The organism is Methylopila sp. 73B (genome assembly GCF_000526315.1).
GTDB lineage: Bacteria > Pseudomonadota > Alphaproteobacteria > Rhizobiales > Methylopilaceae > Methylopila.
This window is the reverse complement of the sequence record NZ_JAFV01000001.1, coordinates 2,343,932-2,365,129: the sequence shown is the minus strand read 5'-3', so window position 1 is coordinate 2,365,129 and position 21,198 is coordinate 2,343,932. Positions and strand designations below refer to the sequence as shown.

Annotated in this window: 23 protein-coding genes and 1 other RNA gene; 17 read left to right on the top strand and 7 right to left on the bottom strand. The window is 69.7% G+C overall.

The window, feature by feature from the left end:
- Window positions 1–2 precede the first annotated feature (2 nt).
- The 4 genes from K244_RS0111435 to tkt all read right to left on the bottom strand — a co-directional run bounded on the left by K244_RS0111435 (window position 3) and on the right by tkt (window position 5,520).
- Window positions 3–968 (bottom strand): class I fructose-bisphosphate aldolase, encoded by a 966-nt coding sequence (locus tag K244_RS0111435; protein ID WP_020186405.1) that lies wholly within the window; start codon window positions 966–968, stop codon window positions 3–5.
- Between the two features lie 52 nt (window positions 969–1,020).
- Window positions 1,021–2,220 (bottom strand): phosphoglycerate kinase, encoded by a 1,200-nt coding sequence (locus K244_RS0111430; protein WP_020186404.1) that lies wholly within the window; start codon window positions 2,218–2,220, stop codon window positions 1,021–1,023.
- Between the two features lie 123 nt (window positions 2,221–2,343).
- Window positions 2,344–3,354, bottom strand: a complete 1,011-nt coding sequence (gap, locus tag K244_RS0111425) for a type I glyceraldehyde-3-phosphate dehydrogenase (RefSeq protein ID WP_020186403.1) — start codon at window positions 3,352–3,354, stop codon at window positions 2,344–2,346.
- Window positions 3,355–3,531: 177 nt separating this feature from the next.
- The gene (gene tkt / locus K244_RS0111420; RefSeq protein ID WP_020186402.1) at window positions 3,532–5,520 is read right to left on the bottom strand and encodes a transketolase; all 1,989 of its coding nucleotides are present in this window, start codon (window positions 5,518–5,520) and stop codon (window positions 3,532–3,534) included.
- Between the two features lie 344 nt (window positions 5,521–5,864).
- Between tkt and K244_RS0111415 the strand changes: the two genes are divergently transcribed.
- The 11 genes from K244_RS0111415 to ruvA all read left to right on the top strand — a co-directional run bounded on the left by K244_RS0111415 (window position 5,865) and on the right by ruvA (window position 13,030).
- Window positions 5,865–6,137, top strand: coding sequence for a DUF4164 family protein (locus K244_RS0111415; RefSeq protein ID WP_020186401.1), 273 nt, complete (start codon window positions 5,865–5,867; stop codon window positions 6,135–6,137).
- A gap of 5 nt (window positions 6,138–6,142) precedes the next feature.
- Complete coding sequence (locus tag K244_RS0111410; RefSeq protein ID WP_020186400.1) at window positions 6,143–6,514, top strand: cell division protein ZapA; 372 nt, start codon at window positions 6,143–6,145, stop codon at window positions 6,512–6,514.
- Window positions 6,515–6,564: 50 nt separating this feature from the next.
- The gene (locus K244_RS23605) at window positions 6,565–7,341 is read left to right on the top strand and encodes a hypothetical protein (RefSeq protein ID WP_155931704.1); all 777 of its coding nucleotides are present in this window, start codon (window positions 6,565–6,567) and stop codon (window positions 7,339–7,341) included.
- A 41-nt stretch (window positions 7,342–7,382) separates the two neighbouring features.
- A non-coding RNA gene (ssrS, locus tag K244_RS23130) (6S RNA) lies at window positions 7,383–7,541 on the top strand.
- Window positions 7,542–7,554: 13 nt separating this feature from the next.
- Window positions 7,555–8,148 (top strand): 5-formyltetrahydrofolate cyclo-ligase, encoded by a 594-nt coding sequence (locus tag K244_RS0111405; RefSeq protein WP_020186399.1) that lies wholly within the window; start codon window positions 7,555–7,557, stop codon window positions 8,146–8,148.
- Window positions 8,149–8,241: 93 nt separating this feature from the next.
- Complete coding sequence (locus K244_RS23915; protein WP_020186398.1) at window positions 8,242–8,367, top strand: hypothetical protein; 126 nt, start codon at window positions 8,242–8,244, stop codon at window positions 8,365–8,367.
- 108 nt (window positions 8,368–8,475) lie between these two features.
- A complete protein-coding gene (locus K244_RS0111395) occupies window positions 8,476–9,297 on the top strand; it encodes a TIGR00282 family metallophosphoesterase (RefSeq protein WP_020186397.1) in 822 nt (273 codons plus the stop codon).
- A gap of 134 nt (window positions 9,298–9,431) precedes the next feature.
- Window positions 9,432–10,178 carry a YebC/PmpR family DNA-binding transcriptional regulator gene (locus K244_RS0111390; RefSeq protein ID WP_020186396.1) on the top strand — a complete coding sequence of 249 codons (747 nt, stop codon included), beginning with the start codon at window positions 9,432–9,434 and terminating at the stop codon, window positions 10,176–10,178.
- A 183-nt stretch (window positions 10,179–10,361) separates the two neighbouring features.
- Entirely contained in the window at window positions 10,362–11,621 is a 1,260-nt protein-coding gene (locus K244_RS0111385) for an Hsp70 family protein (protein ID WP_020186395.1), read from the top strand.
- Window positions 11,622–11,894: 273 nt separating this feature from the next.
- A complete protein-coding gene (gene ruvC / locus K244_RS0111380; protein WP_020186394.1) occupies window positions 11,895–12,416 on the top strand; it encodes a crossover junction endodeoxyribonuclease RuvC in 522 nt (173 codons plus the stop codon).
- Window positions 12,413–13,030, top strand: a complete 618-nt coding sequence (gene ruvA, locus K244_RS0111375) for a Holliday junction branch migration protein RuvA (RefSeq protein ID WP_020186393.1) — start codon at window positions 12,413–12,415, stop codon at window positions 13,028–13,030. The genes ruvC and ruvA overlap by 4 nt, the downstream gene beginning before the upstream one ends.
- 4 nt (window positions 13,031–13,034) lie before the next feature.
- On the opposite strand, the gene K244_RS0111370 is transcribed toward ruvA, so the two are convergent.
- Window positions 13,035–13,622, bottom strand: a complete 588-nt coding sequence (locus K244_RS0111370) for a Uma2 family endonuclease (protein ID WP_020186392.1) — start codon at window positions 13,620–13,622, stop codon at window positions 13,035–13,037.
- Window positions 13,623–13,747: 125 nt separating this feature from the next.
- Here K244_RS0111370 and ruvB point away from each other — a divergent pair, with 125 nt between their 5' ends.
- On the top strand, window positions 13,748–14,758 hold the full coding sequence (gene ruvB, locus K244_RS0111365) for a Holliday junction branch migration DNA helicase RuvB (RefSeq protein WP_020186391.1): 1,011 nt from the start codon (window positions 13,748–13,750) through the stop codon (window positions 14,756–14,758).
- Window positions 14,758–15,198: a tol-pal system-associated acyl-CoA thioesterase gene (gene ybgC / locus K244_RS0111360; protein ID WP_020186390.1), complete on the top strand. Its 441-nt coding sequence runs from the start codon at window positions 14,758–14,760 to the stop codon at window positions 15,196–15,198. Before ruvB ends, ybgC begins: the two co-directional genes overlap by 1 nt.
- A gap of 13 nt (window positions 15,199–15,211) precedes the next feature.
- Here the strand turns inward: ybgC and K244_RS0111355 are convergent, their stop codons facing one another.
- A complete protein-coding gene (locus K244_RS0111355) occupies window positions 15,212–15,994 on the bottom strand; it encodes a S1 family peptidase (protein ID WP_020186389.1) in 783 nt (260 codons plus the stop codon).
- Between the two features lie 156 nt (window positions 15,995–16,150).
- Window positions 16,151–16,891, bottom strand: a complete 741-nt coding sequence (locus K244_RS0111350) for a trypsin-like serine protease (RefSeq protein ID WP_020186388.1) — start codon at window positions 16,889–16,891, stop codon at window positions 16,151–16,153.
- 260 nt (window positions 16,892–17,151) lie between these two features.
- On the opposite strand from K244_RS0111350, the gene tolQ reads away from it, so the two are divergent.
- The 4 genes from tolQ (at window position 17,152) to tolB (ending at window position 21,096) form a co-directional block, all read left to right on the top strand.
- Window positions 17,152–17,829: a protein TolQ gene (gene tolQ, locus K244_RS0111345; protein WP_024816461.1), complete on the top strand. Its 678-nt coding sequence runs from the start codon at window positions 17,152–17,154 to the stop codon at window positions 17,827–17,829.
- A gap of 27 nt (window positions 17,830–17,856) precedes the next feature.
- The gene (gene tolR / locus K244_RS0111340; protein ID WP_020186386.1) at window positions 17,857–18,306 is read left to right on the top strand and encodes a protein TolR; all 450 of its coding nucleotides are present in this window, start codon (window positions 17,857–17,859) and stop codon (window positions 18,304–18,306) included.
- Between the two features lie 9 nt (window positions 18,307–18,315).
- A complete protein-coding gene (gene tolA, locus K244_RS0111335; protein WP_020186385.1) occupies window positions 18,316–19,623 on the top strand; it encodes a cell envelope integrity protein TolA in 1,308 nt (435 codons plus the stop codon).
- Window positions 19,624–19,776: 153 nt separating this feature from the next.
- A complete protein-coding gene (tolB, locus tag K244_RS0111330) occupies window positions 19,777–21,096 on the top strand; it encodes a Tol-Pal system beta propeller repeat protein TolB (protein ID WP_020186384.1) in 1,320 nt (439 codons plus the stop codon).
- Window positions 21,097–21,198 lie beyond the last annotated feature (102 nt).

Genomic DNA, 21,198 nt, shown 5'->3' with positions numbered 1-21,198 from the left:
GATCACGCCTTGGCGTAGATGTCGATGATCTTGCCGAGCAGCTCGATCGCCTCGTCGCGCGGGCGCTGGAAGGCGTTGCGGCCCATGATCGAGCCGAAGGCGCCGCCGGCCGCGATCTGGCTGATCTCGGAGAGCAGCGCGTTGGTGTCGTTCTTGGTCTCGCCGCCTGAGAAGATGACGATGCGGCGGCCGCCGAAGCAGCTCTTGACGACGTCCTGGATGCGCTCGGACAGCGTCGAGACCGGGATCTTGGCCTTCTCGTAGGCCTTCTTCGCGGCGTCGAGCTCGAGGTGATCCGACGGCGGCTTCACCTTGATGATGTGGGCGCCGAGCAGCGCCGCCATGTGGGCGGCGTAGGCGATGACGTCGGCGGCCGTCTCGCCCTTCTTCGTCAGCGTGCCGCCGCGGGCGTAGGACCACACCACGACCGCGAGGCCGACCGACTTGGCTTCGGCGGACAGCTCGCGGATCTCCTCGAACTGGTCGTAGGCCGCGTCCGAGCCGGGATAGATCGTGAAACCGATCGCCGAGCAGCCGAGACGCACTGCGTCCGCGACCGACGCGGTCACCGCCTGGTCGGCGTCCTCGTTGAGGCGCGACAGCGAGTTCGCGCTGTTCATCTTGAGGATGGTCGGGATCTGGCCGGCGAAGGTGGAGGCGCCGGCCTCCAGCATGCCGAGCGGCGCGGCGTAGGCGTTGAGGCCGGCGTCGATCGCGAGCTGATAGTGGTAGTGCGGGTCATAGCCCGCCGGGTTCGGCGCGAAGGACCGCGCCGGGCCGTGTTCGAAGCCCTGGTCGACGGGCAGGATCACCAGCTTGCCGGTGCCCGCGAGGCGACCGGTCATCAGCAGGCGGTAGAGGTTCGCCTTCGTGCCCGGGTTGTCGCTCTCGTACCAGGACAGGATTTCCTTGACCCGCGGCGTGATGAGCGAATGGGTCGCGGGGGTGATCTTGGTCTGAGCGTTCATGGGCCTCTCGAAGTCCGGGTTCGCAGTTTGCGCCTGATATAGAACAGAACGCCTATCTTGTCGCGGCGAGCGCCTTCACGCCCGGCAGATCTTTGCCCTCGAGCCATTCGAGGAAGGCGCCGCCCGCAGTCGACACGTAGGTGAAGCTGTCCGCGGCGCCCGCGTGGTTGAGGGCGGCCACAGTGTCGCCGCCGCCGGCGACGGACAGAAGACGGCCTTCGTCGGTTAGCTCCGCCGCCTTGCGGGCGACCGCGACCGTGCCTTTGTCGAAGGGCGCGATCTCGAAAGCGCCGAACGGGCCGTTCCACACCAGCGTCTTGGCCGTCTCCAGCACGGCGGACACCTCCGCGACGCCGTCCGGCCCGATGTCGAGGATCATCTCGTCGGCGGCGACGTCGGTCACCGGCGCGACGCGGTTCTGGGCGTTGGCCTTGAACTCCTTCGACAGCCGTCCGTCGCTCGCCAGCACGATCCGGCAGCCCGCCGCGGCGGCCTTGGCCGTGATGTCGCGCGCGGTGTCGAGCAGGTCGCGCTCGCACAGCGACTTGCCGACGTCGACGCCGTTGGCCGCGAGGAAGGTGTTCGCCATGCCGCCGCCGATCACGAGGTAGTCGACCTTGGCGACGAGGTTGCCGAGCAGGTCGAGCTTGGTCGAGACCTTGGCGCCGCCGACGACCGCGACCACCGGGCGCTCAGGCGCGCCGAGCGCCTTGGTCAGCGCGTCGAGCTCGGCCTGCATGGAGCGGCCGGCGTAGGCCGGCAGCAGCTTCGCGAGGGCTTCGGTCGAGGCGTGCGCGCGGTGCGCGGCGGAAAAGGCGTCGTTGACGTAGATGTCGCCGAGCTTGGCGAGTTCGGCGGCGAAGGCCGGGTCGTTCTTTTCCTCGCCCGCGTGGAAGCGGACATTCTCGAGCAGGAGCACGTCGCCGGGAGTCATGCGGGCGACGGCGGCCTCCGCGGCCTCGCCGACGCAGTCGTTCGCGAAGCCGACGTCCTGCATCAGCGCTTTTTCAAGCGCCGGGATCACGACCTTCAGCGACTGAGCCTCGTCGCGCTTGCCCTTCGGCCGGCCGAAATGCGCGAGCAGAACGGTCTTCGCGCCCTTTTGCGCGAGCTCGTTCAGCGTGGGCTGGATCGCCCGCAGCCGCGTGTCGTCGGTGACGCGGTCGCCCTCCATAGGGACGTTCAGATCGACGCGCACGAGCACGCGCTTGCCCGCGACGTCGACGTCGTCGAGAGTCTTGAAATCGGTCATCAGGCTATGTCCCCCAGCGCGGCCGTTCGGCTTTTATTGGTCGTCAGAGAACCTGGGCAAGCCCTCGAACTTGTGTCCCGGCGGAAGCCGGAACACAGCCAGCGGTCCGGCCCGCGTCAGGCCTCAGAGGAACTTCGCGAGCGCGGTCGCGGTGTCCGACATGCGCGAGGAGAAGCCCCACTCGTTGTCGTACCAGCTGAGCACGCGCACGAAGGTGCCTTCGAGCACCTTGGTCTGGTCGAGAGCGAAGCTCGACGAGTGCGGGTTGTGGTTGAAGTCCGACGACACCAGCGGCGCGTCGACCACGTCGAGGATGCCCTTGAGCTTGCCGGCGGCCGCAGCCTTCACGGCGTCGTTGACCTCCTCCACGCTGGTCGGGCGCTTGGCGACGAACTTGAAGTCGATGACGGAGACGTTCGGGGTCGGCACGCGGATCGAGACCCCGTCGAGCTTGCCCTTGAGCTCCGGCAGCACGAGGCCGACGGCCTTGGCGGCGCCGGTCGAGGTCGGGATCATGCTGAGGGCCGCCGCGCGGGCGCGGTAGAGGTCCTTGTGCATGGTGTCGAGCGTCGGCTGGTCGCCCGTGTAGGAATGGATCGTCGTCATGAACCCGTGATCGATGCCGATCGCGTCGTTCAGCACCTTGGCGACGGGCGCCAGGCAGTTCGTGGTGCAGGACGCGTTCGAGACGATCAGGTGGTCCTTCGTCAGCTTGTCTTCGTTGACGCCGAACACGACCGTCAGGTCGACGCCCTCACCGGGAGCCGAGACGATGACGCGCTTCGCGCCGGCCTGCAGGTGCGCGGCGGCCTTGTCCTTCGCCGTGAAGAGACCCGTGCACTCGAGCGCGATGTCGACGCCGAGCTCGGTGTGCGGCAGCTCGGCCGGGTTGCGGATCGCGGTCGCCTTGATGTCGCCATGGCCCGCGACGGTGATGACGTCGCCGTTGACGGTCACCTCGGCGGGAAAGCGGCCGTGGACCGAGTCGTAGCGCAGCAGGTGAGCGTTGGTCTCCACCGGCCCCAGGTCGTTGATCGCGACCACCTGGATGTCCTTGCGCCCGGACTCGACGATTGCCCGGAGCACGAGCCGCCCGATGCGCCCGAAGCCGTTGATCGCGACCTTCACCGCCATTGTCGTGTCTTCCCTTCCCTGTCGCGCCGCGCTTCGCCGCCCGACGCCCCGATTGTCATCCCTGTCGACGCGGGCCTGCGATCCTGAAGGGTCGCGGGCCGCCGCGGGCCCCTATATGGGGCCTCGCGGGAAAAAATGCGCATGAGTTTTGGCGTAGGACGCCATTCACGCCCGTGATTATGCGGAGGTCTCGGCCATCGCGTTCGCGAGCGCCACGACGGCTCCGGTCGTGATGCCGAAGTGCGCGTAGACCTCTTTGTACGGGCCGCTCTCGCCGAAGCTCGACATCCCGACGAAGCCGCCGTCGGAGCCGACAATCGCGTCCCAGCCCTGCCGGATCGCGGCCTCGATCGCGATCTTGACCGGCGCCGTGCCGATCACTTCGGCGCGATAGGCGCCGGGCTGGTCGAAGAACAGCTCGAAGCAGGGGATCGACACCACGCGGGTCGGAACGCCCGCGGCGTCGAGCTTGGCCTTGGCCTCCATCGCGAGGCTGACCTCGGAGCCGGTCGCGAACAGGCTGACCTTGGCCGGGCCGTCTGCGGCGGCGAGCTCGTAGCCGCCCTTGGCGGTCAGGTTGCCTTTATCCTCGAGCCGGAGCTGCGGCAGGTTCTGGCGCGTGAGCACCAGCAGGCTCGGGCGCTCAAGGCTCGAGACCGCGAGCTCCCACGCCTCCGCCGTCTCGATCGTGTCCATCGGGCGGAACACGTTGAGGTTCGGGATCGCGCGCAGGCTCGCGAGGTGCTCCACCGGCTGGTGGGTCGGACCGTCTTCGCCGACGCCGATCGAGTCGTGGGTGAACACCTGCACCACGCGCAGCTTCATCAGCGCGGCGAGGCGCAGCGGCGGGCGGCAGTAGTCGGAGAACACGAGGAAGGTCGAGCCCACCGGCAGCAGGCCGCCATGGATCGCCATGCCGTTGATGGCGCCCGCCATGCCGTGCTCGCGGATGCCCCAGTGCACGAAGGTGCCGCCGTAGGAGCCCGGGGAGACCACCGTCATGTTCTTGGTGAAGGTGTTGTTCGACGGCGTGAGGTCGGCGGAGCCGGAGACCAGCTCCGGAAGGGCCTGCGACACGACGGCGAGCGCGGCCTCGCCGGCCTTGCGCGTCGCCATCTCCTTGGGCTCGGCGTAGAGCTTCGCCTTGTAGTCGGCCATCGCCTGCGCGAAGCCCGCGGGAAGCTCCGCGCGCTGCCGCCGCAGGAACTCGGCCTTTTCGTCGGCGCCGAGCGCGTCCAGACGCTTCTCCCACTCGGCGCGGGCGCCTGCGCCGCGCGAACCGGCTTGCGCCCAGGCCTGCTTCACGTCGTCCGGAATCACGAACGGGGGATACTCCCAGCCGAGCTCCTTGCGGGCGGCGGCGATCTCCTCCGCGCCGAGCGGCGAGCCATGCACCTTCTCGGTGCCGCCCTTGTTGGGCGCTCCGAAGCCGATCGTGGTCTTGCAGGCGATCAGCGTCGGCTTGTCCGAGCCCTCGGTCGCCTTGATCGCGGCTTCGATCGCCTCGGCGTCGTGGCCGTCGATGCGCACGGCGTTCCAGCCGCAGGCCTGGAAACGGGCGATCTGGTCGACCGAGTCCGACAGCGAGGTCTCGCCGTCGATCGAGATGCCGTTGTCGTCGTAGAGGAAGACGAGCTTGCTCAGCCTGTAGTGGCCGGCGATCGCGATCGCCTCCTGGCTGATCCCCTCCATCAGGTCGCCGTCCGAACAGATCGCGAAGGTGCGGTGGTCGGTCAGCGTCGGGTACTGGGCGGCGAGGATGCGCTCGGCGAGCGCGAGGCCGACGGCGTTCGAAATGCCGGCGCCGAGCGGGCCGGTGGTGGTCTCGATGCCTTCGGTGTGGCCGCGCTCGGGGTGGCCCGGCGTGCGCGAGCCGACCTGCCGGAAGCGCTTCAGCTCGTCGATCGTCATCTCCTTCGAGCCGGTCAGATGCAGCAGCGAATAGAGCAGCATCGAGCCGTGGCCGGCGGAGAGCACGAAACGGTCGCGGTCGAACCAGTGAGGGTCGGCGGCGTCGAACTTCAGGACCTTGGTGAACAGCACGGTCGCCACGTCCGCCATGCCCATCGGCATGCCGGGATGGCCGGAGTTCGCCTTCTCGACCGCGTCCATGGAAAGGGCGCGGATGGCGTTCGCCAGCCGGCGGGTGTCGATCGCGTCGGTCATCGTGGGAGATCCGATCCTTGAGTTCTGTCTCGCGGAGAACGTTTCGCCGGACGAAGCGATCCCTACGAAAGACGGGTCGACCCGCCGCGCGGTCGTCGGGCGAGCGCCTGGGGGGAGACGCCTACGCCCTCGAAACTGCGGCGGACGCCGAGGGCGCCCGGACGTTTAAAGGGGCGCCCAAACATGTCAATACGCAGCGTCCGGCGTGGTTTCCGCGAAAGCCGTGGACGCCGGGGCTCGCGCGATTGACGCAACTTCGACGCAGCTCTTAAAATCAGGCGCGCAAGGTCTTGCCTGATCGACGCTTTCGCGTTTGGTCGCGACCGACGCCGGGGGAGCTAGGGGTGAGCGAGCTGGACGCCGCGCTGAAACGTCTCGACGCCGCGCTCGACGCGGCCGAGGCGGCGGTCGGCCGCGCGCTCGATGCGGCCGACGCCGCCCGCGCCCGCGAGGAGGAGCTCGGCGCCTTCGCCGACGATCGTCTGCGCCTTGCGGAACTGCTCGACCAGGCCGCCCAGCGCGCCGAGGCGGCGGGGGAGGGCGACCGCGAGCTCGCGACGCGCATCGACGCGGCCATGGACGCGGTGCGCGCCGCGCTCGCCGAGACGGAGGGCTGATCGCGGTGCCGCAGGTCAAGGTCACGATCGGCGGACGCGACTACCGCATGGCCTGCGGGGAGGGCGAGGAGGAGCACCTGCTCGCGCTCGGCCGGGAGGTCGACGGCAGGTTCTCCAACCTGCGCGGCACGTTCGGCGAGGTCGGCGACGTCCGCCTCTCGATCATGACCGCGATCATGGTGGCGGACGAGCTGAGCGAGGCCAAGAAGCGCCACGCGGCGCTCGAAGCCGAGATCGCCGGCCTCAAGGCCGCCCAGGCGGACGCCGGCGCCGCCGTCGACGGCCGCCACGCCAACGTCGCCAACGAGATCGCCGCCGCCGCCGAACGCTTGGAGCGGCTGGCGGAGGAACTGTCGGACGGGGTGCGGCGGGAGTAGGGCGGCTGCGACCACGTCTCGCTCAGTGCCTGCGATCGTTGATCTGTGCGATGGCCCTGATCGGATCGGCCCACGCCGAGGCGTCAGCCTGCGTCTGGAAGGGCGGCGGCTTCCGCTACGGTCAGATCCTCGCGGAGGGAGGCCAACTGCGGGAATACCGGCTTGGGTCGACCGATCCACGAGTCCAGTTCTCCCAAGGGCATCGGGGGCTCACATTCGTCTTGTGCCGAAGTTGCGCTCCTTATGGCGACGTTGTCCTGAGCGTGATGGTCACGGGCCGGAGCCAGGCGGGGGACAAGGATGTCGACGATCTTTGGCGACCGCTTGTTGCTGTGTCTGGCGGAGGGAGCGGTCTACATGATCAGATCGAGCCGACAGGCCGTTTGAAGACGTTCCGTTCGTCCCGGCTGGACGGCGCGTTGGCTGAATATCGTTTCACGGGGACCACTGCATTCCAGCGCGACACGACAGCAGCTTACTTCACGATTTCAGACGGCTGTGTCGCGGCCATCGGTTTCGTCGAGCAAGCTCTCATCCATTACGAAACGATTGATCGGCCCTATGAACCGCACGATTTCGATGGTGCGGCGCACATGCTCGAGACGCTCACCCTCAACGCCGTTCGCTTAGACTCGACCTCGTTTGACACGCGGGATCTTGTTCCTCCACCGAGGCGTCGCGTCGTGGGGGCGCTTCCGCCGCCGCCCGATCTCGTCCTTTCCATGCGGCCCCCGCGACCAAAACGTTTCGCGCCGGTCGGCGAACTCTCGTATCCGTCGATTCCGATCAACGAATTTCGGGCATCGCTCGGCCTGCCGCCGCGCTGAGGCCACTGGCGCTTCGCCCTTCGCTCGCCTACATTGGCGTTGCGGTGCTGCGGGGTGCGTCAGGAGACTTGAATCCCCGGGCCCTTACGATTCCGAACGGGAGCTGTCACTGGTCTCGACCGTGGTCTTGGTCACAACGGCGCCCACCTACTATGTAGGTGTCCCGGGATCTTACATCCAACGGCCTCTGCGGCTCCGCGCTTCTCATCTTTCATGACCCAGACGACGACCACCGACCCCGCCGCCCTCAAGGCGGCGCTACGGGCCGAGACGCTCGCGCGCCGGGCGGCGATCCCGCCCGACGAACGCGCGCAGGCGGCCGAGGCCGTCGCCGAGGTCGGAGCCGAGCTCGTGGCCAGGTTGCGGCCCCGGCGCGTGTCCGTCTTCGTCGCGATCCGCGGCGAGATCGAAACGGCGCCGCTGATGACGCGGCTCCACGCCATGGGCGTCCTGCTCTGCCTGCCCGTGATCGCGCGCAAGGACGCGCCGCTGATGTTCCGCGCCTGGGCGCCGGGCGAGCCGCTCGAGACCCGCCGCTTCGGCCTTCTGGAGCCGGGCGACGCCGCCGAGGAGGTCGAGCCCGACCTGCTGTTCGCCCCGCTCGCGGCCTTCGACGCCCACGGCTTCCGTCTCGGCTATGGCGGCGGCTTCTACGACCGGTCGCTCGAAAAGCTCAGGGCGTCGCGGCCCACCACCGCGGTCGGGCTCGCCTTCGCCGCGCAGGAGGTGGAGCGCGTGCCGACCGACGCTTACGACCAGCGGCTGGACGGCGTGCTGACGGAGTTCGGATACGCGCCTGCAGTTTAACGCGGGCGTGGCGAAACCATGGCGGCCTGTCGCGCGTTCATCTGCCGCCGGATCCCTTGAGGCCGGTTTGCTCGCTGTCCGGGAGTTCTGCACATGGCGCGTCGCCTCATCGCTTTCACCGTTCTCGTCGCCTTCTCCGTTTCGATGGCCGCCTGCGCAAACACCGTTCGCGGCGCGAAGCGCGACGTCACCGCCACCGGCCAGGCGATCGCCCGCTGATCACGGCCTGCGGCCCGCATTCCTGCGATGACGGCGCTGCAAAGCTCGGATAGTGAAGCGCGTCGGTCCTGAGGGCCGGCGCGCGTCACAGTCATCCGGGGTTCCCGCATGCGACTTCTGTTTCTCGGCGACGTGGTCGGCCGCGCCGGGCGCAATGTGGTGGCCGAACGGCTGCCGGCCTTGCGCGAGCGCTGGGGGCTCGACCTCGTCGTGATCAACGGCGAGAACGCCGCGGGCGGCTTCGGCATCACCGAAGCGATCTACAACGACCTGCTGGACGCCGGCTGCGACGCGGTCACCCTCGGCAACCACGCCTTCGATCAGCGCGAGGCGCTGGTGTTCGCCGAGCGCGCGGACCGGCTCGTGCGCCCGGTCAACTTCCCCAAGGGCACGCCCGGACGCGGCGCGCAGCTGATCGAGGCGCGCAACGGCGCCCGCGTGCTCGTGGTCAACGTCATGGGCAACGTCTTCATGGGGACATCGCTCGACGATCCCTTCCGCGCGATCGACGCCGAGCTCGAGGCCTGCCCGCTGGGCGAGGCGGCGGACGCCGTGGTGGTCGATTTCCACGCCGAAGCCACCAGCGAGAAGCAGGCCTTCGGCCACTTTCTCGACGGACGCGCCACGCTCGTGGTCGGCACCCACACCCACACGCCGACCTCCGATCACCGCATTCTTGCGGGCGGCACGGCTTACATGTCCGATGCCGGCATGTGCGGCGACTACGACAGCGTGCTCGGCATGAAGAAGGACGAGCCGATCCAGCGCTTCCTGCGCAAGCTGCCCTCCGGCCGTTTCGAGCCGGCGGAAGGCGAGGGCACGCTCTCCGGCCTCGCCGTCGAGGTCGACGGGCGCGGCCTCGCGACGCGGATCGCGCCGGTGCGCATCGGCGGGGCGCTCAGCGAAGCGCGGCCGGACTTCTGGGAGTAAGCCGGCCTTTCCTTCCCAAAAACGTGGTCTTATAACGCCGCGCACCTCAATCGCCGGACGCGATCCGCCGCGCGCGCCTGAAACATCGGCGACCGGACGCGTCCCCCAATAAGAAGACGACGTCGGAGCGGACCATGGCCGGTCATTCCCAGTTCAAGAACATCATGCACCGCAAGGGCCGCCAGGACGCGGTCCGGGCGAAGCTGTTCTCGAAGCTCGCCCGCGAGATCACGGTCGCGGCGAAGGCGGGCCTGCCCGACCCGAACATGAACGCGCGGCTGCGCCTCGCGATCAGCGCCGCCAAGTCGCAGTCCATGCCGAAGGACAACATCGAGCGCGCCATCAAGAAGGCCTCGGGCGCCGACGGCGAGAACTACGACGAGGTCCGCTACGAGGGCTACGGCCCCGGCGGCGTCGCCGTCATCGTCGAGGCGCTGACCGACAACCGCAACCGCACCGCCTCGGCCGTGCGCTCGTACTTCACCAAGGCCGGCGGCGCGCTGGGCGAGACCGGCTCGGTCGGCTTCATGTTCAACCGCGTGGGCGAGATCGTCTATCCGGCCAAGGCCGGCACCGCCGACGCCGTGCTCGAAGCGGCGATCGAGGCTGGCGCGGAGGACGTGGAGTCTGACGCCGAGAACCACGTCGTCACCTGCGCCTTCGAGGACCTGAACGAGGTGTCGAAGGCGCTCGAAGCGGCGCTCGGCGAAGCGGAAAGCACCAAGGTCGTGTGGCGACCCACCACGACCACGCCGCTCGACGAGGAGAAGGCGGCCTCGCTGCTCAAGCTGCTCGACGCCTTCGACGACGACGACGACGTCCAGAACGTCTTCGGCAACTACGAGATCTCCGACGAGATCATGGCGAAGATCAGCGGCTGAACGGTCCTCGGGCCGTCGCCCTCCGGCCAAGCCGGAGGACGACGCCTTACGATCTTCCGTCGCGGAACTTGATGCGAATGCCCGGTCGCCCTGCAGCTGCGGCCCTCCTCCGCTCCCCCGGCATGGACGCGGCCAGCCGACGCGGTTAGAAGACGCGCCCCCGTCCCAGCACCGGCGCATTCCATGACCGCCTGCGGCCTCGATTTCGGCACGTCCAACACCACGCTCGGCCTCGCGGGCGCGCAGGCCCGGCTTGCGCCGCTCGAAGGCGACGAGCTGACGATCCCGAGCGCCATCTTCTTCGCGCCCTCGGGCGAGTCCCGCGTCGGCCGGGCGGCGCTCGCCGCCTACCTCGCCGGCGAGCCTGGCCGGCTGATGCGCAGCCTCAAGTCCGTGCTCGGCACCGCGCTGATCGACGAGGCGACGGTGATCGGTCGGGAGCGGGTGAAGTTCCGCGACGTCGTCGCGCGCTACCTCGCCATCGTGAAGCGCCGCGCGGAGACGGCCTCGGGCCGCGCGCTCGACGCGGTCGTGCACGGCCGTCCCGTGCACTTCGTCGACGGCGACGCGGAGGGCGACGCCCGCGCCGAGGCGACGCTGCGCGAGATCGCGCTCTCGGTCGGCTTCAAGGACGTGTCGTTCCAGTACGAGCCGGTGGCCGCCGCGCTCGACTACGAGCGCGAGATCTCGCGCGAGGAGCTGGCGCTGATCGCCGACATCGGCGGCGGCACCTCGGACTTCTCGGTCATCCGGCTCTCGCCCGACCGGCACGGCCGCGCCGAGCGCGGCTCGGACATCCTCGCCAACGACGGCGTGCGGGTGGGCGGCGTCGACTTCGACCGCCGCTTGAGCCTCGGCGCGGTGATGCCGCTGCTCGGCCTCGGCTCGCCCATGAAGCGCAAGGAGCTCGAGGTCCCCTCGACCTATTTCCACGACCTCGCCACCTGGTCGAGCATCAACAAGCTCTACGACGGCCGCACCGCGCGGCAAATCCGCGAGGTCCGGCGCGAGGCGGCGAAGCCCGAGCTGCTGGACCGGCTGCTGACCGTGATCGAGGCCGAGGCCGGCCATGGTCTCGCGGCCGACGTCGAGGCGGGCAAGATCAGGCTCTCCGACGCCGAGCGCGCGACCTTGCCGCTGGACTTGGTGGAGAGGGACCTGACGGCGGAGCTGACGCGCGACGGCTTCATCGCCCACACCCGGCGCCAGTCGGAGAAGATCACGGCCTGCGTGGCGAGCTGCCTCGCGAAGGCCGGCGTCGGCGCCGGCGAGATCGACGCCGTGTTCCTCACCGGCGGCTCCACCCGCGTGCCGCACGTGCGCGCCGCGATCCTCGGCGGCCTGCCAGGCGTCCGTGTGGTGGAGGGCGACGTCTTCGGCGCGGTCGGCGCCGGCCTCACCCTCGAAGCCGCCCGCCGCTATGGGGCGATGGCCGCGGCGTAGACGGGCGCGAAGCTCGGCTCCATCACTTTCAAATGACCCGCAACGTCGTAGTCCCCCTCTCCCCTTGCGGGAGAGGGTAGGGGTGAGGGGTCGTCCGGGACGCCCTCCAACGTTTCAGGATGGCCCGGACGACCCCTCATCCGGCGCTTCGCGCCACCTTCTCCCGCAAGGGGAGAAGGGAAGGGAGGTTCGAGGCGGAATGGCTCCGGAATTTCCGCCGTGGCGGACGTTCTGCTTGTGTTCCGTAAACCTTCGGCCGTTACATCGGTCGTCATGAGCCTCGCACCGATTCGCATCCTCGGCGTCGACCCGGGCCTCCGCCGTACCGGCTGGGGGATCATCGTCGCCGAAGGGTCCCGCCTGTCCTTCGTCGCCGCGGGCGTGATCACGCCCGACGACACGCGCGATCTCGCCGACCGGTTGGCGGCCCTGCACGCCGGGCTCTCCGCCGTTCTCGCCGAGCACGCGCCGCACGAGGCGGCGGTCGAGGAGACCTTCGTCAACAACAACCCGTCGGCCACGCTCAAGCTCGGACAGGCCCGCGGCGTGGCGATGCTGGTGCCGGCGCTCGCGGGGCTCGCGGTCGCGGAATACGCGCCGAACCTCGTGAAGAAGACCGTGGTGGGCGCCGGCCACGCCGAGAAGCGGCAGATCCAGGCCATGATCGCCATCCTGCTGCCGAAGGCGACCTATAAGGGAGCCGACGCGGCCGACGCGCTCGCCGTCGCGATCTGCCACGCCCAGCACCGGGGCGCCCGCGCGCGCCTCGCGGCGGCGACGAGGATGAGCGCATGATCGGCAAGCTCACCGGCACGGTTGATTCCGTCGGGCCCGACTGGGTCATCCTCGACGTCGGCGGCGTCGGCTATGTCGTGCACTGCTCCGCCCGCACGTTGCAGCGGCTGCCGAAGGCCGGCGAGATCGCGCGGCTTTCGATCGAAACCCATGTGCGGGAGGACCGCATCCAGCTGTTCGGCTTCATGGCCGATCTGGAGCGCGAGTGGTTTCGGTTGCTGAACACGGTGCAGGGCGTCGGCACGAAGGTCGCCCTCGGCGTGCTGTCGGTGATGGACGCCTCGGACCTCGCGACCGCGATCGCCCTGCAGGACAAGGCGGCGATCTCCCGGGCGCCGGGCGTCGGCCCCAAGGTCGCGATGCGCATCGCCGCGGAGCTCAAGGACCGCGCGCCGCTGTTCGCCGACGTCGATCCGGCGCTCGCGCGCTTCGCCGGCGAGGTCGCTGAGGCCCGTGGGCCTCAGCCCGCGCGCGACGCGGTCTCCGCCCTCGTCAACCTCGGCTACGCCGCCCCGCAGGCGAGCGGCGCCATCGCGGCCGCGCTGAAGGCCGCGGGCGACGGCGCGACGACGGAGCAGCTGATCCGGGCCGGGCTGAAGGAGCTGGCGAAGTGAGGGGTCAGGCGGGGTTGAGAACGTCGCGGTAGATGTCGGCCAGGGGCACCTCGACGCCGATGCCGGGAAGCGGGAGGATCGCTTCGAGGCCGTCGATAACCTGAAGGCCGCGCCAGACCCCGTCGATCCGATCGAGGGTTTCGATATGAGCGCGATCCTGGACGACGAGCACGTAATGCATCAACGACGGAATGCGTTGATAGACATGCCATTTCGCCATGCGGTCGCGCGCTTCCGTGCCGTTCGACATCACCTCGACCAGTACGACCGGGGTCTGGACCGAGGTGGCGCCGGGCGGCAGCGGCCCGCAATGCACAAGCACGTCCGGAAGCAGCGAGGCGTTGAGCTCGCGCTCCTTGAGGTAAAACGTCTCAGTGAGCGTCCGGCACGGCGAGCCTGCAGCCCGCAGACGCTCCCGAATGCCGGAGGCGAGGTTTTGGATGATGTAGTTATGCTCCCAGCGCACGCTCACCGTCATCTTGACGACGCGACCGCCGATCAGCTCCCAGCGCTCGTTCTTCGGCTTGTCCGCGAGAAACTCTTCGAAGTCGTCGAACGACATGTAGTCGTAGTCGGCGGTCGCGCGGCTCATGGGGCTCTCCGGTCCGCACCAAATGTAGCGCGGTCGCGATCGACGTGCGAGACGTTCGGTGTGACCGACACAAACGCCTTCGCTGCGCCGCGATGACCGCCCAAAGCCCCGTCCGCGACCCGCATATGCGCGACGACGACCTCGACCTCGAGGCGTCGATCCGGCCGCAGACGCTTGCGGACTTCACCGGCCAGAAACAGGCGCGCGAAAACCTCTCGGTGTTCATCCAGGCCGCCAAAGCCCGCGGCGAGGCGCTGGACCATGTGCTGTTCGCCGGCCCTCCGGGGCTCGGCAAGACCACGCTCGCCCAGATCGTCGCGCGCGAGCTCGGCGTCGGCTTCCGCGCCACCTCCGGTCCGGTGATCGCCAAGGCCGGCGACCTCGCGGCGCTGTTGACCAACCTCGAGGAGCGCGACGTGCTCTTCATCGACGAGATCCATCGCCTCAACCCGGCGGTGGAGGAGATCCTCTACCCCGCGATGGAGGACTTCCAGCTCGACCTCATCATCGGCGAGGGGCCGGCGGCCCGATCGGTGCGGATCGACCTGTCGAAGTTCACGCTCGTCGGAGCGACGACCCGCGCGGGCCTGCTGACGACGCCGCTGCGCGACCGCTTTGGCATCCCGATCCGGCTGAACTTCTACGAAGTCGACGAACTGGAGCTGATCGTGCGGCGCGGCGCGCGGGTGCTGGGGCTGCCGATGCGGCCCGAAGCGGCGCGCGAGATCGCGCGGCGATCGCGCGGCACGCCGCGCATCGCGGGACGGCTGCTGCGCCGGGTGCGCGACTTCGCCGCGGTGTCGGGCGACGCGGAAGTGACGCGCGAAAGCGCCGACCGCGCGCTAAGATTGCTCGACGTGGACGACCTGGGCCTCGACGCCATGGACCGGCGCTATCTCTCGATGATCGCGACCCACTACAACGGCGGCCCCGTCGGCGTGGAGACGATCGCGGCCGCCCTGTCGGAGCCGCGCGACGCGGTGGAGGAGATCATCGAGCCCTATCTCATCCAGCAGGGCTTCATCCAGCGGACGCCGCGGGGGCGCATGCTCACCGCGCACGCCTTCCGGCACCTGGGGCTGAGCGTTCCGAGCGCCACCTCCCAGGCGCCGCTGTTCGACCTCGGCGAGGACTGATGACCGCTAATCTCGAAGACGGCGTCGGGGGGCGCCTCGACGGCGTGCGCCATGTGCTGACGCTGCGCATCTACTACGAGGACACCGACTTTTCCGGCGCGGTCTACCACGCCAATTACCTCCGCTACATGGAGCGCGGACGCACCGAGATCCTGCGGGCGATCGGCTTCGACCACCGCAAACTGTGGGAGACCGTGCGCGAGGGCTTCGTCGTTCGCCGCATGACGGTCGACTACCTGCGGCCGGCGCACATGGACGACGTCGTCGCCATCACCACCTGGGTGCATGACGTGAAGCAGGCGTCGCTGACGCTCGGCCAGTCGGTGACCCGGGACGGCGAGACGCTGGTCACCGGCCTCGCCGTCTGCGCCTACGTGCGCGAGGGGCGGCCGGTGCGGATGCCGGAGCGCATGCGCAAGGAAATGGCGCGGACGGAGTAGCGGCGGCCGCGCGTCAGCCCCGCCGCGCGCGCGCGAGCATGTTGCGGAAGCCGCGCGACTCCGGGTCGACCACCGCCATGAAGATCGTCGAGTTGCAGAGGTTCTTGCGACGGACGATCGCGATCACCACGCCCCAGAGGCCGCCGGAGCTGATCACCGGCCCGCCGGAATCGCCGCGGCACACCGCGCCGCCGGTGGTGCCGAGGGCGACGGCGGTCGGACCGTCCGTCACGACCTCGGCGTTCACGCGGGCGAACCGGAGCTGACCGGCGGAGGCTTCGTCGGCCGGCGTGCGGAGGCCCGCGCCGGCGAGGATCGATTTCAGCTTCGAGGCCTCGACCGGACGTTTCGCGAGCGCGATCGGCCGGCGGCCCTTCGGCGCGAGCGTCGCGAGCTTCAAAATCGCGAGATCGGCGCCCAGCAGGTCCGGCCGCGGGTTTTCCGCGTCGCCCCGGCCGGCGAAGTCCGGATGCATCGCGCCGGCCGCGACCTCGATCGTCTCGGCGATGCGGTTCGAGCGGTCGAAGAACTGAGCCACCACGACGCTCGGGCCGCCGAGGTCCGCAAGGCAATGGCCTGCGGTCAGCACTAGGTCGCGCTCGATCAGCACGCCGGTGCAGTTCGCGACCTGCGCGCGGTTGCGGGCGGTCGGCGTCAGGCTGGTGATGAACACCGTCGCGCGCGTGAGGCGATCGCCCGCGGGCGCAGGCGAGCCGCCGGAGAGCGCGGCCGCCGGGGTCGCCAGCAGCCCTGCGAAGGCGATGGCGGCGGAGGCGCGAAGCAGGATGGAACGCATGTACGAAAATCCGGATCGGCGCCGCCGGGGGCGAGTCTGCGGTCGGGGTCTCGGCGCACCATGGCACGCCGAATCCCAAACGTCCGTTCACGCCGGGCGCGCCGGCGTTTCGGTCCCGCGCCTGTGTCCGTCGGGCGACAACCAGGGCGGGCGGTTTCAGTCGAGCGCGGCCCGCATGCGCCGGAAGCCCTCGGAGGCGGGGTCGACCGGGGTGACGACGATCCGCGCGCCGCAGCCGCCGCGCGCCTTCAGGATCGCCGCGACCACGCCCCAGAGCGCGCCGTCGCGCGCCACCGGACCTCCGGAGTCGCCACGGCAGGCGGCGCGCGCGAGGCTCGCGAAGGCGATGCGCGGGCCCTCGCCGGTCGCGAAGCGCACCTCGGTCGCCGGGGTGAGCTTGAGTCGGCCCGAGCGCGCGTCGGCGCCGGGCCCGTCGCGGCCCGTGCCCGCGGTGAGCGACGGCGCGCCGGCGGCGGCGGGCGCGAGCGCGAGCGGGCGCGCGGGCGTCGGCGCGGCGAGCTTCAGCAGCGCGAGATCGGCGGCGATCTCCGCCCGCCGCGTGGAGGGATCGCCGGCCCGTTCGCGCCAGCCGACGACATGATCGGGATGCCGCGCGAACCGCGCGACGCGCAGCGGCGGCGCCTTCGGCCGGTCGCCGTCATAGGCGAAGGCCGCCACCTGGGAGGGCGACGCGATCCCGTCCAGGCAATGGCCGGCGGTCAGCACGAGGTCGGGCGCGATCAGCGCGCCGGTGCATTCCGACACCCGCGCGCGCCCGTCCGCGGTCGGCGCGATCGCCTGGACGGCGACCGTCGCCGCGCTGAGGCCGTCGTCGGCGGCGAGCGCCGGGGCCGCCGGGAGGGCGAGCAGGAGAGCGTGGGCGAGCGTGCGGAACATGGCGGGACGACCTCGGGTGCGGCGCGGCGCTGCGGCGCCATCGCCACAGCCCGGTTTGGTAACGCGTCATTAACCCTGACAAGTCATTAACGACGTGGGGAAGCGGGTCCGGGTCGCAGTTTCAACACATTAGCGCGCGACTAGCGCGGACGCTCCGAGCCCGACGTCCCGTGGATGCCCGGCGTGGCCGGCTTTCTTTCGAGCCGCCCGCGCGGCGAAACGCGACGCCCGCCACACCGGAGCGTGGAGACGACCGGACGATGCCTACGCCAGACATGTCGCTGTGGGGCCTATTCCTGCAGGCCCACTTCGTCGTGAAGTTCGTGATGCTCGGACTGCTCGCGTCGTCGGTCTGGTGCTGGGCGATCGTCGTCGACAAACAGCTCCTGTTCTCGCGCACCAAGCGCAACATGGACCGCTTCGAGAAGATCTTCTGGTCCGGCCAGAGCCTCGAGGAGCTCTACCGCTCGCTGTCGAACCGGCCGAACACCTCGATGGCCGCGCTGTTCGTGGCGGCGATGCGGGAGTGGAAGCGCTCCTACGAGAGCGGCGGCCGATCCGTCGCCGGCCTCCAGCAGCGCATCGACAAGGTGCTCGACGTGACGATCTCGCGCGAGGTCGAGCGGCTGGAATCCAAGCTCCTCGTGCTCGCCACCGTCGGCTCGGCCGGCCCCTTCATCGGCCTGTTCGGCACGGTCTGGGGCATCATGACCTCGTTCCAGTCGATCGCCGCCTCGAAGAACACCTCGCTCGCGGTCGTGGCCCCCGGCATCGCCGAGGCGCTGTTCGCCACCGCGATCGGCCTGGTGGCCGCCATTCCCGCGGTCATCTTCTACAACAAGTTCTCCAGCCAGGTGACGCGCCAGGCGAGCCGCATGGAAGGCTTCGCCGACGAGTTCTCCGCCATCTTGTCTCGCCAGCTCGACGAGCGAGGCTGACGCGATGAGCCTTGCGGGAGCGATCTCATGGGCATGAGCGGCGGCGGCGGCGGAGGCGGCGCGCACGGGGCGAGACGCCGTCGGCGCAGCGCCGTCATGTCCGAGATCAACGTGACCCCGATGGTCGACGTGATGCTGGTGCTGATGATCATCTTCATGGTCTCGGCGCCGCTGCTCACCGTCGGAGTGCCGATCGACCTGCCGCAGACCTCGGCCAATCCTCTGAACGAGGAGAAGGAGCCGCTGACGATCACGGTGAACACCAAGGGCGAGGTCTTTCTTCAGGAGACCCCGGTCGCGGTCGAAGACCTCGCGCCGCGCCTCATTGCCATCACGAACTCCGGCTATGAGGAACGCATCTACGTTCGGGGCGACCGCAACGTGAATTACGGGCAGGTGATGAAGGTGATGGGCACGCTGTCCGGGGCGGGCTTCCGTCGGGTCGCGCTCGTCACCGAGCTGGAGCAGGGGAGCTGATCTGACGCCATGCGTGCCGGCCTCGTCACCTCCTCGGCGGCGCACGCCCTGGTCCTCGCCTGGGGGATCTGGAATTTTGGCGTCGCGAAGCCTTTCGACGTCGGGCCGACCGAAGCGCTTCCGGTCGAGATTCTGACCCCGCAGGAATTCGACGCCATGACCAAGGGCTCGAAGACCTCGAAGAAGGTCGACGCGCCCAAGCAGAAGGCCGAGCAGGTCGCGGAGGCCGAGTCCGAACCGGTCGACGACGACACGCCGATCGCCAAGGAAGACGTAAAGGCGCCCCCGCCGCCGGCGCCGCCCACGCCTGCGCAGGCCGAGGCGCCGCCGAAGCCCGAGCCGGACCCCGCGAAGCTCGCCGCTGAAAAGGCCGCCAAGGCGGAGAAGGCGGAAAAGGCCGCGCAGGAGAAGGCCGCCGCCGAACAGGCCGCAGCCAAGGCGGAGGCCGACAAGGCCGCTCAGGCCAGGGCCGCCCAGGAAAAAGCCGCTCAGGCCGCTCAGAAGGCGGCGCAGGACAAGGCCGCCGCCGAGAAGGCCGAGAAGCTGGCGGAGGCCGCCGACGCCGAACTGCGCGCGAAGGCCGCGGCCGAAAAAGCCGCCGCCGCGGAGAAGGCGGCGCAGGAAAAGGCCGCTCAGGAAAAGGCTGCGGCCGAACAGGCGGCCGCCGAGAAGGCCGCGAAGGAAAAGGCGGACAAGCTCGCCAAGGCTAAGGCCGACGCGGAGAAGGCCGCGAAGGCCGAGGCCGAAAAGCTCGCCAAGGCGGAAGCCGAGAAGCTCGCCAAGGCCGAGAAGGCCGCGAAGGAGAAGGCGGACGCCGAGAAGGCCGCCAAGGCCGCCGAGCGCAAGTTCGACCCGGCCAAGATCGCGAGCCTGCTCGGCAACAAGGCGTCCTCCAGCGACAGCGCCATGAAGGATGTGCGCGATCCCGGCCGGAAGGCGGCCGCGGCGCGCGACGCGGCGCCGGAGACCACCGCCGGCACGGCGCGCGGCACGGCGAGCAAGCTGTCGCTGTCGGAGCGCACGGGCATCGACAACGCCGTGCGCGAACAGGTCATGCAGTGCTGGAGCCCGCCGATCGGCGCGTCCGGCTCGGAGTCGCTCGTGGTGCGCGTTCAGTTCTCATTGAACGCGGACGGTTCGATCGCCGACGGACCGACGGTGGTCAACTCGTCGTCGCACCCGGCGTTCCGCGCCGCCGCCAGCGCCGCCACCCGCGCCGTGCAGCGCTGCGCCCCCTTGAAGCTGCCGGCCTCCGGATACGACTACTGGAAGCAGGTCACGATCAATTTCGATCCGCGCGACATGGCCGGCGGATGAGCGCTTTCGTCTCGTTCGCCCAGCCGACCGCATCTCAGAACGGCGCCCTCCGGGGCGCGCCCTCCGCCCGACCGTGCGCGTAGCCCCGGCTCCGCCCATTTTCTTCGTCCTGTCTCCGCCGGCCGCACCGGCCGCCCGAAACGGATAGCCCTCATGTCGCTTTCACTTGCTCAGCTCCTCCGCGCCCTGGCCGTCATCGCCACCCTGATCGGGCTCGCGGCGATGGCCCCGGCCGCGCGCGCGCAGGTCAACATCGACATCAACCAGGGCAACGTTCAGCCCATGCCGATCGCGATCCCCGAGTTCCTGGGGCAGGGGGCGGACGCCGAGATGGCCCGCAACATCGCGAGCGTCGTCGAGGCGGACCTGAAGCGCTCTGGGCTGTTCGCGCCGATCGACCACAAGGCCTTCATCGAGAAGATCACCAACACCGACTCGGCGCCCCGCTTCGGCGACTGGCGCATCATCAACGCCCAGGCGCTGGTGACGGGCCGCGTCGTGCGGCAGGGCGACGGCCGCGTGCGGACCGAGTTTCGGCTGTGGGACGTGTTCGCGGGCAACCAGCTCGACGGCCAGCAGTTCTTCACCGACAAGAACTGGCGCCGCGTGGCGCACCTGATCGCCGACATGGTCTACGAGAAGCTGACGGGCGAGAAAGGCTACTTCGACACCCGCGTCGTCTACGTCGACGAGAGCGGCCCGAAAGACCGCCGCGTCAAGCGTCTCGCGATCATGGACCAGGACGGCTTCAACTCCCGCTACATCACCGGCGGCGACGAGCTGGTGCTGACGCCGCGCTTCAGCCCGACCAGCCAGGAAATCACCTACATGGCGTTCGGCCGCGCGGAGCCGCGCGTCTACCTGCTGAACATCGAGACCGGCCAGCGCGAGGTCGTCGGCAACTTCCCCGGCATGACCTTCTCGCCGCGCTTCTCGCCCGATGGCCAGAAGGTGATCATGAGCCTTCAGCAGGGCGGCGACTCCAACCTCTACGCCATGGACCTTCGCTCGCGCGCGACCACGCGGCTGACCGACAGCGGCGCGATCGACACCTCGCCCTCCTACTCGCCGGACGGCGCCAAGATCGTGTTCGAGAGCGACCGCGGCGGCAACCAGCAGATCTACGTCATGGGCGCCGGCGGCGGCGGCGCGCAGCGCATCTCCTTCGGCGACGGCCGCTACTCCACCCCGGTGTGGTCGCCGCGCGGCGACCTGATCGCCTTCACCAAGCAGTCCGGCGGCAAATTCGCGATCGGCGTGATGCGCCCCGACGGCTCCGGCGAGCGCATCCTCACCGAAGGCTTCCACAACGAGGGCCCGACCTGGGCCCCGAACGGACGCGTGCTGATGTTCTTCCGCGAGCAGGGCGCCGGGCCGAAGATCTACTCGATCGACGTCACCGGCCGGAACGAGCAGGTCGTCCCCACCCCGGGCTTCGCCTCCGACCCCGCCTGGTCCCCCCCGCTGAACTGAGGCGACGTTCTCTTGCCGCTTTTGCGGGGAGGGGACGCTTTCCTGAACGCGCGCGCGTCATGCCCCGGTTTATCCGGGGCATCCAGGCCTCCCGCTCTCCCT